The following is a 10,040-nucleotide window of genomic DNA, read 5'->3' as shown; positions in this document are numbered from 1 at the left end:
AGAAGCTTTTTTTATTCCACATCGGTCCGCTGACTCCCCGGTGCCACCACTGCCGGCGGGCTCCACCGGGCCTCCAACCACTCAGCCCACATGCTTGCCAAAACGCCACGGTTTAGCGCGGGTGAGCGCAGGCAGCCTGCAGGCTTCGATCGATCATATTGGTATGACCATTGCGCAAAACTAAGCAACGAAAGACCACAACTAAGTATTTACCCTATCATTCACGCCCAAACAAAGAACCAAAATGCAACCAATTCGCATGGATGCATTGTTTTGGTCATACCAATATAAGAAATGACTACCCCATGAAGGCTAGGCGCCAAGCCTGCCGTCATGCCAGCCCAACCTCAGGCCCGCTGACCTGCAGGGCCAGCGGCCGGAGACAACGCCGCCCCAACGCGGCGCATCCACTGCGGTGAAGAAAGCCATGGGCCCCTGGCCCCTGTCTGCGTTTCCATGCCTCACTTACCGTTATGCAAACCCTCTGGCAACAAAACTACGACCCGGCCGGGAACATCTGGCTGTCCGCGCTCGTGGCCCTCATCCCCATCGTCTTTTTCTTTCTGGCCCTGACCAAGCTGCGGCTCAAGGGCTACCAGGCGGGCACCGTGACGGTGCTGCTGGCGCTGGGTGTGGCGCTGCTGTTCTACAAAATGCCCGTGAGCGCCGCACTGGCCTCGGCCGTGTATGGCTTCTTCTACGGACTGTGGCCCATCGCCTGGATCATTGTGGCGGCGGTGTTTCTGTACAAGCTGTCGGTCAAGACCGGGCAGTTCGATGTCATCCGCAGCTCCATCCTGTCGGTCACGCACGACCAGCGCCTGCAGCTCATCCTGGTGGGTTTCTGCTTTGGCGCCTTCCTGGAAGGTGCGGCCGGCTTTGGCGCCCCCGTGGCCATCACCGCCGCGCTGCTGGTGGGCCTGGGCTTTCGACCGCTGTATGCCGCCGGCCTGTGCCTGATCGCCAACACCGCCCCCGTGGCCTTTGGCGCCATGGGCATTCCAATCATCGTGGCGGGCCAGGTGTCCGGGCTGGATCCGTTCGTCATTGGCCAGATGGCCGGGCGCCAGTTGCCCTTCATGACCATCCTGGTGCTGTTCTGGATCATGGCGATCATGGACGGCTGGCGCGGCGTGAAGGAGACCTGGCCTGCCGTGCTGGTGGGTGGCGGCTCGTTCGCCGTGGTGCAGTTCCTCACCGCCAACTACATCGGTCCTGAACTGCCCGATATCACCTCGGCCATCGTCTCGCTGATCGCACTGACGGCCTTCCTCAAGGTGTGGCAGCCCAAGCGCATCTTCCGCTTTGACATCAGCGACAGCACTGCCACCAACACGGCGACAGCCACCACCGCCAAGCCAACAGCCGGTGCCGCAACGACCCTCACCGCAGGCGCCATCATCAAGGCGTGGTCGCCCTTCATCATCCTGACGGGCATGGTCACCCTGTGGAGCATCAAGCCCTTCAAGGCGCTGTTCGCCGCAGGCGGCCCCCTGGCCTCCACCATCATCAACATCCCCGTGCCCATGCTGGACAAGCTGGTCGCCAAAATGCCACCCGTGGTCGCACAGGCCACGCCGTATGGCGCGGTATACACCTTCAACTGGCTGGCAGCCACCGGCACCGCCATCCTGATTGCGGCCATCCTGACGATCGCGTTCGCCCGTTTCTCCCCCGCCAAGGCCGTGGCCACGCTGGGCGAGACGGTGCGCGAGCTGGTCATCCCGATCTACTCCATCGGCATGGTGCTGGCCTTTGCCTTCGTGGCCAACTACTCCGGCCTGTCGGCCACGCTGGCCCTGGCGCTGGCCCATACGGGCAAGGCCTTCACGTTTTTCTCGCCCTTCCTGGGCTGGATTGGCGTGTTCCTCACGGGCTCGGACACCTCGGCCAACGCCCTGTTCGGCGCCTTGCAGGCCACCACGGCCAACCAGTTGGGCCTGTCGCCCGTGCTCACCGTGGCGGCCAACACCACGGGTGGCGTCACCGGCAAGATGATTTCGCCTCAGTCCATCGCCATTGCCTGCGCGGCCGTGGGCCTGGCGGGCAAGGAATCGGACCTGTTCCGCTTCACCGTCAAGCACAGCCTGGTGTTCGCCGCCATCATCGGCATCATCTGCACGCTGCAGGCCTATGTGTTTACGTGGATGATTCCGGGTCATTGAAACCCTGAATTCAAGAGCCCCCATGCGCCTAGCCGATCACGTTGTCGAAAAACTGCTTGCCCTGGTGCAAGACCGCGGACTGCAGCCCGGACAGAAGCTGCCCGCCGAACGGCAACTGGCCGAGGAGCTGGGCGTTTCGCGCACCTCGGTGCGTGAAGCCATCCAGAAGCTCACCAGCCAGGGCGTGCTCTCGGCCCGGCGCGGCGATGGCACCTACGTGCAACAGTCCAACAAACCTGCAGAGTGGTTGCAGGAAGCCATGGTGCCGCTGGCGGGCCTGATCGAATCCGACCCCCACTACCGCTACGACGTGCTGGAGACGCGCCACGCGCTGGAGACCAGCACCGCCTGGCTGGCCGCGCAGCGCGCCACCGCACAGGACAAAGCCCACATCCAGCGCTGCTTTGAAGTGATGCTGCAGCACCAGCAAGGCGGCCACGCCGAACTGGCAGCACGCGCCGACGCGCAGTTCCACCTGGCCATTGCCGAAGCCTCGCACAACCTGGTGCTGGTGCAGGTGATGCACAGCCTGTTTACCGTGGTGCTCTCCACCGTGGAGCGCAACCGCCACGACATGTTCCGACTGAGCGCACCCATCACCCTGCAGGCGCTCACGGCGCAGCACCAGGCGCTGATGCAGGCCATTCTGGACGGCGATCCGCAGCGCGCGCGTGCATGCATCGGTGAACACTTGGAGCATGTGCGCACCACCATCCAGCGCATGGACGAAGACCGCGCGCGGCGCGAACGCTCCATGCGCCTTCCCCTTGATCTAGCACCCCACCCCAGGGATATCGAAACATGAAAGCGTGTCTTCGCACCCATGCAGTCGTTGCAAATCCTCGCCATAGCTACGGCTATGTCTGCGGTTTGCGCCTCGGCCTGGGCACGAATCCATCACTTTCATCCTGTTTCGATACCTCTGCGCCGGGGTGCTAACGCCAACGCTGCGGCCCGCAGCCGAGCCACCCACCCCGACATAAGAGAGCCATCGTGATCATCTCCTCCAGTGCCGACTACCGCGCAGCGGCGCAAAAGTTCCTCCCGCCCTTCCTGTTCCACTACATCGACGGCGGCGCCTATGCCGAGCAAACGCTGCGCCGCAACGTGGACGACCTCGCCGCCGTGGCGCTGCGCCAGCGCGTGCTCAAGGATATGAGCCGGCTCGACACCAGCATTGAGCTGTTCGGCGAGAAGCTCAGCATCCCCGTGGCCCTGTCGCCCGTGGGCCTGACCGGCATGTACCGCCGCCGGGGCGAAGTGCAGGCTGCACGTGCAGCCGACCAGCACGGCATTCCGTTCACCATGTCCAGCGTGTCGGTCTGCCCGATCGAGGAAGTGGCGCCCAAGCTCCAGCGCCCCATGTGGTTCCAGCTCTACGTGCTGAAAGACCGGGGCTTTATGCAAAACGCGCTGGAGCGCGCGCAGGCCGCCGGCTGCACCACCCTGGTGTTCACCGTGGACATGCCCGTGCCCGGCGCGCGCTACCGCGACGCGCATTCGGGCATGAGCGGCCCCAACGCCGCGCTGCGCCGCTACTGGCAGGCCGTGACGCACCCGCGCTGGGCCGTGGACGTGGGCCTGCTGGGCCGTCCGCACGACCTGGGCAACATCTCGGCCTACCGCGGCAGCCCCACGGGCCTGGAGGACTACATGGGTTACCTGAGCGCCAACTTCGACCCGTCGATCTCGTGGAAAGACCTGGAGTGGATCCGCGCCTTCTGGAAGGGCCCAATGGTCATCAAGGGCATCCTCGACCCCGAGGACGCCAGGGACGCCGTGCGTTTTGGCGCGGACGGCATCATCGTCTCCAACCACGGCGGCCGGCAGCTCGACGGCGTTCTGTCCTCCGCGCGTGCGCTGCCCGCCATTGCCGACGCCGTGAAGGGCCAGATCAAGATTCTGGCCGACTCGGGCATCCGCAACGGGCTGGACGTGGTACGCGCCATTGCCCTGGGCGCCGACTGCGCCATGATCGGCCGCGCCTACATCTATGCGCTGGCGGCGGCCGGCGAGGCGGGCGTCAAGCACCTGCTGGAGCTGCTGGAAAAGGAAATGCGCGTGGCCATGACGCTGACCAGCGTGGCCAAGGTCGGCGACATCACGGGCGACCTGCTGGTGCGCGAAGCATGAGCGCCGCCCCGCAGATCACGCGCGAGGCTTTGCTCGCGCAGCTGCGCGACGCCGTGGGCGCGGCGCACGTGCTCACCGACGACCAGGCCACCCGTCGTTTTCGCAAGGGCCACCGCACCGGCGAAGGCCCCGTGCTGGCCGTGGTGCGCCCCGGCACGCTGCTGGAACAGTGGAAGGTGCTGCAGGCCGCCGTGGCGGCCGGGCGCATCGTCATCATGCAGGCGGCCAACACCGGCCTCACGGGCGGCTCCACCCCCGATGGCAGCAACTACGACCGCGAGATCGTGCTCATCAACACGCTGCGCATCGCCGGCGTGCAGGTGGTGCGCGGCGGCGAGCAGGTGGTGTGCCTGCCCGGGGCCACGCTCGACCGGCTGGAGCAGACGCTGATCCCCTTCAACCGCGAGCCCCACTCGGTCATCGGCTCGTCGTGCATCGGCGCCTCGGTGCTGGGTGGCATCTGCAACAACTCGGGCGGCGCGCTGGTGCGCCGGGGCCCCGCCTACACCGAGCTGGCGCTGTACGCCCGCGTGAAGGGTGACGGCACGCTGGAGCTGGTGAACCACCTGGGTATCGAGCTGGGCCAGACGCCCGAAGACATCCTCACCCGCCTGCAGAACGGCAGCTACACCGAGGCCGACGTGCGCCACGAGCCCGAGCGCGCCGCATCGGACGCCCGCTACGCCCAGGACGTGCGCGCCGTGGACGCCGACAGCCCGGCCCGCTTCAATGCCGACCCGTCCCGCCTGTTCGAGGCCTCGGGCTCGGCCGGCAAGGTGTGCCTGTTTGCCGTGCGACTCGACACCTTCCCCAAAGAACCCAGCACGGTGTTCTACATCGGCAGCAACGCACCCGAAGACCTCACGGCCGTGCGCCGCCACCTGCTCACCGCGCTGCCGCGCCCACCCATTGCCGGTGAATACATCCACCGCACCGCGTTCGACATTGGGGAGAAATACGGCAAGGACACCTTCCTGCTCATCGACCGCTTTGGCACGGCCCGCGTGCCTGCGGCCTTTGCGCTCAAGAGCCGGTTCGATGGCATCTTTGAACGCCTCGGAATGCGCGGCTTTGTGGACCATGCCATCCAGGCCGTGACCCGCCTGCTGCCCAGCCACCTGCCCCGGCGCGTGCGCCAGTGGCGCGACCTGTACGAACACCACCTGCTGGTGCGCGTCTCGAACGACCAGGTGGAGGCCACGCGCGCCTTCCTGACGAAACACTTTGCCCAGAGCACCCAGGGCGGCTGGTTTGAATGCGATTCCGATGAAGGGCGCAAGGCCTTCCTGCACCGCTTTGCGATCGCAGGCGCCGCCATCCGCTACCGCGAGGTGCACCGCAGCGAGGTCGAAGACATCGTGGCGCTGGACATCGCCCTGCGCCGCAACGACCGCGAGTGGGTGGAGCAACTACCGCAGGACGTGGAGCGCAATGTGGTGCACAAGCTGTACTACGGCCACTTTTTCTGCCACGTGTTCCACCAGGACTACATCGTGAAGAAGGGTGTGGACCCGCTGGCCATGGAGCACCGCATGTGGGAGCTACTGGACGAGCGCCGCGCCGAGTACCCCGCCGAGCACAACGTGGGCCACCTCTACGTGGCCAAGCCCGCGCTGGCGGGCTTCTACCAGTCGCTGGACCCAACCAACACCTTCAACCCCGGCATCGGCCACACCCCGCGCGGGCGCGGCTGGCAGGAGTGCAACCATGCCACCGGCGGCTGGCCCAAGGGGTATTCGGAGAACGCCTGAGCGCGCCGCGGAACTGGCTTCAGTCAATCCACCGAAGCCGGGCCGGCAGGGGGCACCGGGTGCTTGATGGCGTTCTTCACCAGCTTGCGCTCCACCGCATCGTGCAGGTCCACGCCGGTGTGGTCGGCCAGTTGCAGCAGGTAGAGCAGCACATCGGCCATCTCCTCGCCCACACGTTCCTTCTGCGCCGGGTCGGCGGTGAGCTGCTGCGACTCCTCGGGCGTGAGCCACTGGAACAGCTCCTGCAGTTCGGCTGCCTCTACCATCAGCGCCATGGCCAGGTTCTTGGGCGTGTGGTACGGCTGCCAGTGGCGGGCAGCGGCAAAGGCGCGCAAGGTGGCCTGCAACCGGGTCAGATCCATGCGCCACCGCCTTGCCGCGCCCTGAACCCGCAGGCACCATTTGCTACATAAAAAATAGCTGCCAGCGCAGACTGCATGAGCGCAAGGGGCCAAAAGTACATCAAATTCTCCGGCATGCGGGCTGCAGCGCCCGTCTGCGGGCGCAAGGCGTTGCCCGTGGGGACATTCACAGCGGCGACACCATGGGCTCGCCCGCGAAATGGCGGCGGGCATTCTCGATGAACCGGTCCACCGACGCCTGCACCGCTTCGGGCGACCAGCCCGCCACGTGCGGCGTGAGCACCACGTTGTCCAGGCCCACCAGAGGCTCCGGGGGCTGGGGCTCGCTTTCATACACATCGAGCCCCGCACCCGCAATGCGGCCTTCGCGCAGTGCCTGCGCCAAGGCCGCGGTGTCAACCACGCTGCCGCGGGCGATGTTCACCAGATAGCCGTTCGGGCCCAGTGCATCGAGCACGGGGGCATCCACCAGGTAGCGTGTTTGTGGCCCGCCGGGCGTCGCCACCACCAGAAAGTCGGCCCATGCGGCCAGGGTCTGCACGTCGGCAAAGTAGCGGTGTGGCACATCGGGGCGGGCACTGCGGTTGTGGTAGCCCACCTCCACATCGAACCCCCGCGCACGCTGCGCGATCTTGCCGCCAATGGTGCCCAGGCCGATGATGCCCATGCGCTTGTGCGACACGCCCGGCGGCAGCGGCAACGCGGTGCGCCACACGCCCTGGCGGGTTCTGGCATCCAGCTGGGGAATGCCGCGCACCACCGCCAGCAGCAGGCCCCAGGCATGGTCGGCCACGCAGTCGTCGTTGGTGCCGGCGCCGTTGGCCACCGCAATGCCATGGGCCTTGGCGTGCGCCACATCGATGTTCTCAAAGCCAGCACCCAGCGCGCTCACCAGCGACAGCCGGGGCAGCGCCTGCATCTGCGGCGCATTCAGGCCAATAGAGCCAATCGTGAGCACCACCTGCACCGTAGCGCCGTGCGCCGCAATGGCCGCTGCGCATTGCGCTGCATCGGGCGCGTAGATCAGCTCATACGACCGCGCGAGCTGGGCACGGTGCTCCTCCGACAGAAAGGTGATGGCAAGCAGGACGGGTTTCATGGGGCAATACACAGAAGGATCATGGAAAACACAGGGAACAGCGGGCTGTGACAGGGGGGAAACCATGGGACTTCCACCGATCTTCCAGCACGCAGCGTGTGAACCGGCGCAGCCCAGGCCACCGACGCCCCGCAAGGGCCGCCCCGCAGCGAAGGCGTCGTTCCCCTCATGGGGCCGGCGCCGACGGCGACTCAGGGGGGCTTTCTTTTTGCAGCGCCCACATGCTGGCGTAGCGCCCGCCCAACGCGAGCAGTTCGCTGTGCGTGCCACGCTCGACGATCTGGCCGGCGTCCATCACCAGGATCTGGTGGGCGTCGACCACGGTGGACAGCCGGTGGGCAATGAGCAGAGTGGTGCGGTTGCGCGCGGCGCTTTGCAGCTCGGCCTGGATGGCGCGCTCGTTGGCACTGTCCAGCGCCGAGGTGGCCTCGTCAAAGATCAGGACCGGCGGATTCTTCAGCAAGGTGCGCGCAATGGCCACACGCTGCTTCTCGCCGCCCGAGAGCTTGAGCCCTCGCTCGCCCACCATGGTGGCGTAGCCCTTGGGCGTGACCACGATGAAATCATGGATGCGCGCTGCGCGGGCGGCCTCTTCGATCTCGGCCTGGCTGGCGCCCGGGCGGCCGTAGGCGATGTTGTAGGCCACCGTGTCGTTGAAGAGCACGGTGTCCTGCGGCACGATGCCGATGGCCTGCCGCACGCTGGCCTGCGTCACCTCGCGGATTTCCTGCCCTGCCATGGTGATGCGGCCACGCTGAATGTCGTAGAACCGGAACAGCAGGCGCGCCAGCGTGCTCTTGCCCGAGCCCGACGGGCCGACCACCGCCACCGTCTTGCCGGCCGGTATCTCGAAGCTGATGCCTTTGAGAATGGGCCGCGCGGGGTCGTAGGCAAACTCCACGTTCTCGAAGCGCACCGTGGGCTGCGCAAGCCCTGCCAGCGGCTGCGCGCCGGGCGCGTCGGCCACCTCGCGCTCACGGTCCATGAGGGTGAACATCTTGTCCAGGTCGGTCAGGCTCTGCTTGATCTCGCGGTAGATCACCCCCAGGAAGTTGAGCGGGATGTAGAGCTGGATCATGAAGGCGTTGACCATCACCAAGTCACCCAGTGTCATGCGGCCATCGACCACGCCTTGCGTGGCCCGCCAGAGCATGGCCACCAGGCCGATGGTGATGATGAGCTGCTGCCCCGTGTTGAGCAGCGACAGCGTGCTCTGGGCTTTCAGCCGCGCCGTGCGCAGCCGCTGCAGGCTTTCGTCATAGCGGCGGGCCTCGAAGCCCTCGTTGTTGAAGTACTTCACCGTCTCGTAGTTGAGCAGCGAATCGACGGCCTTGCTGTGCGCAGCCGAATCGAACTCGTTGGCCTGCCGGCGGAACTGCGTGCGCCACTCGGTCAGCACCACCGTGAAGGTGATGTAGCAGGCCAGCGCCGCCAGCGTGATCCACGCGAACCAGGCGTCGAAGCGCAGCGCGAGGATGGTCAGGACCATGAACACTTCGATCAGCGTGGCGCCGATGTTGAACAGCGTGAACGAGATCAGCGACTCGATGCCGCGCACGCCCCGCTCGATGTCGCGCGTCATGCCGCCGGTCTGCCGCTCCAGATGGAAGCGCAGGCTCAGCGCATGCAGGTGCTCGAAGGTCTGCAGCGCAATGCTGCGCGCCGCGCCCTGCGTGGCCTTGGCAAAAACCAGCTCGCGCAACTCGGTGAACAGCGAGGTGGAAAGGCGCAGCAACCCGTAGGCCAGCAGCAGCCCGCCCGGCACCACCAGCACGGCGGCAGGGTCGCCCGGCTGGATGTGCATGGCATCCACCAGGTTCTTGAGCAGCACCGGCACGCCCACATTGGCGACCTTGGCGCCCACCATGAACACGATGGCCAGCACGACGCGCCATTTGTATTGCCATAGATAGGGCAGAAGGCGGGAGAGCGTGGCCCAGTCGGAGCGCCTGTGCGCCGGGTTGTCAGCGGGGGATGGGGGAGAAGGTTCGCCGTGGTGGCGCATGGGGGACAATTCCAGGCATTGTTGTTATCACCGACCCGGCTGACGCCCAGGTGGTTCTCGCAGGGGCCTGCCCGCTGGGGAACCACCGGTTCCTCCAGGAATTGGCCTCAGCCCCAACCGAGATTGTGCCCATGTCTGCCGTTTTCAGCCCGCCCCCCGCCGCATTGCCCTCCGACAAGGAGCTGGTGCTCAAAGTGATCCCCATGCCCGCCGACACCAACGGCAACGGCGACATCTTCGGCGGCTGGGTCATGGCGCAGGTGGACTTGGCCGGCTCGGTGCTGCCGGCGCGCTATATCCAGGGCCGCATGGCCACCGTGGCCGTCAACGAATTCATCTTCAAGCAGCCCGTGCGCGTGGGCGACATCCTGTCGTTCTTTGCATCGATCACCCGCGTGGGCAACACCTCGGTCACCGTGCAGGTGGAGGTGTTCGCCGAACGCTTCTCGGATCAGGGAAAGTACGTGAAGGTGACCGAGGCCCGGCTCACCTACGTGGCCATCGACGACCAGGGCCGCCCCGGCC

At 66.2% G+C, this 10,040-nt stretch carries 8 protein-coding genes; 5 read left to right on the top strand and 3 right to left on the bottom strand.

Annotated features, from left to right (window positions below; all coding sequences use genetic code 11):
* Nucleotides 1-473: 473 nt before the first annotated feature.
* The 4 genes from lldP (at nt 474) to dld (ending at nt 6,049) form a co-directional block, all read left to right on the top strand.
* Entirely contained in the window at nt 474-2,165 is a 1,692-nt protein-coding gene (lldP, locus tag ACDELDRAFT_RS14890; RefSeq protein WP_005798243.1) for an L-lactate permease, read from the top strand.
* A 22-nt stretch (nt 2,166-2,187) separates the two neighbouring features.
* Nucleotides 2,188-2,970, top strand: a complete 783-nt coding sequence (lldR, locus tag ACDELDRAFT_RS14885; RefSeq protein ID WP_005798242.1) for a transcriptional regulator LldR — start codon at nt 2,188-2,190, stop codon at nt 2,968-2,970.
* Between the two features lie 188 nt (nt 2,971-3,158).
* The gene (gene lldD, locus ACDELDRAFT_RS14880; RefSeq protein ID WP_005798241.1) at nt 3,159-4,298 is read left to right on the top strand and encodes an FMN-dependent L-lactate dehydrogenase LldD; all 1,140 of its coding nucleotides are present in this window, start codon (nt 3,159-3,161) and stop codon (nt 4,296-4,298) included.
* On the top strand, nt 4,295-6,049 hold the full coding sequence (dld, locus tag ACDELDRAFT_RS14875; protein ID WP_005798239.1) for a D-lactate dehydrogenase: 1,755 nt from the start codon (nt 4,295-4,297) through the stop codon (nt 6,047-6,049). The genes lldD and dld overlap by 4 nt, the downstream gene beginning before the upstream one ends.
* Nucleotides 6,050-6,072: 23 nt before the next feature.
* On the opposite strand, the gene ACDELDRAFT_RS14870 is transcribed toward dld, so the two are convergent.
* The 3 genes from ACDELDRAFT_RS14870 to ACDELDRAFT_RS14860 all read right to left on the bottom strand — a co-directional run bounded on the left by ACDELDRAFT_RS14870 (nt 6,073) and on the right by ACDELDRAFT_RS14860 (nt 9,515).
* Entirely contained in the window at nt 6,073-6,411 is a 339-nt protein-coding gene (locus ACDELDRAFT_RS14870) for a nucleotide pyrophosphohydrolase (RefSeq protein ID WP_005798238.1), read from the bottom strand.
* 166 nt (nt 6,412-6,577) lie between these two features.
* Entirely contained in the window at nt 6,578-7,510 is a 933-nt protein-coding gene (locus ACDELDRAFT_RS14865) for a 2-hydroxyacid dehydrogenase (RefSeq protein ID WP_040329382.1), read from the bottom strand.
* Between the two features lie 166 nt (nt 7,511-7,676).
* Nucleotides 7,677-9,515, bottom strand: coding sequence for an ABCB family ABC transporter ATP-binding protein/permease (locus ACDELDRAFT_RS14860; RefSeq protein WP_005798234.1), 1,839 nt, complete (start codon nt 9,513-9,515; stop codon nt 7,677-7,679).
* Between the two features lie 131 nt (nt 9,516-9,646).
* Between ACDELDRAFT_RS14860 and ACDELDRAFT_RS14855 the strand changes: the two genes are divergently transcribed.
* On the top strand, nt 9,647-10,040 hold a 394-nt coding region (locus ACDELDRAFT_RS14855), incomplete at its 3' end, for an acyl-CoA thioesterase (protein WP_005798233.1).

The organism is Acidovorax delafieldii 2AN, assembly GCF_000175235.1.
GTDB classification, from domain to species: domain Bacteria; phylum Pseudomonadota; class Gammaproteobacteria; order Burkholderiales; family Burkholderiaceae_C; genus Acidovorax; species Acidovorax delafieldii_B.
Note: the sequence above shows the minus strand (reverse complement) of the source record. Positions and strands in the feature narration are given on the sequence as shown.

Excerpts from the sequence above, each read along its gene's own strand:
- lldP (WP_005798243.1), top strand. The coding sequence starts at position 474 with ATGCAAACCCTCTGGCAACAAAACTACGACCCGGCCGGGAACATCTGG.
- lldR (WP_005798242.1), top strand. The coding sequence starts at position 2,188 with ATGCGCCTAGCCGATCACGTTGTCGAAAAACTGCTTGCCCTGGTGCAA.
- dld (WP_005798239.1), top strand. The coding sequence starts at position 4,295 with ATGAGCGCCGCCCCGCAGATCACGCGCGAGGCTTTGCTCGCGCAGCTG.
- ACDELDRAFT_RS14870 (WP_005798238.1), bottom strand. The coding sequence starts at position 6,411 with ATGGATCTGACCCGGTTGCAGGCCACCTTGCGCGCCTTTGCCGCTGCC.
- ACDELDRAFT_RS14865 (WP_040329382.1), bottom strand. The coding sequence starts at position 7,510 with ATGAAACCCGTCCTGCTTGCCATCACCTTTCTGTCGGAGGAGCACCGT.
- ACDELDRAFT_RS14860 (WP_005798234.1), bottom strand. The coding sequence starts at position 9,515 with ATGCGCCACCACGGCGAACCTTCTCCCCCATCCCCCGCTGACAACCCG.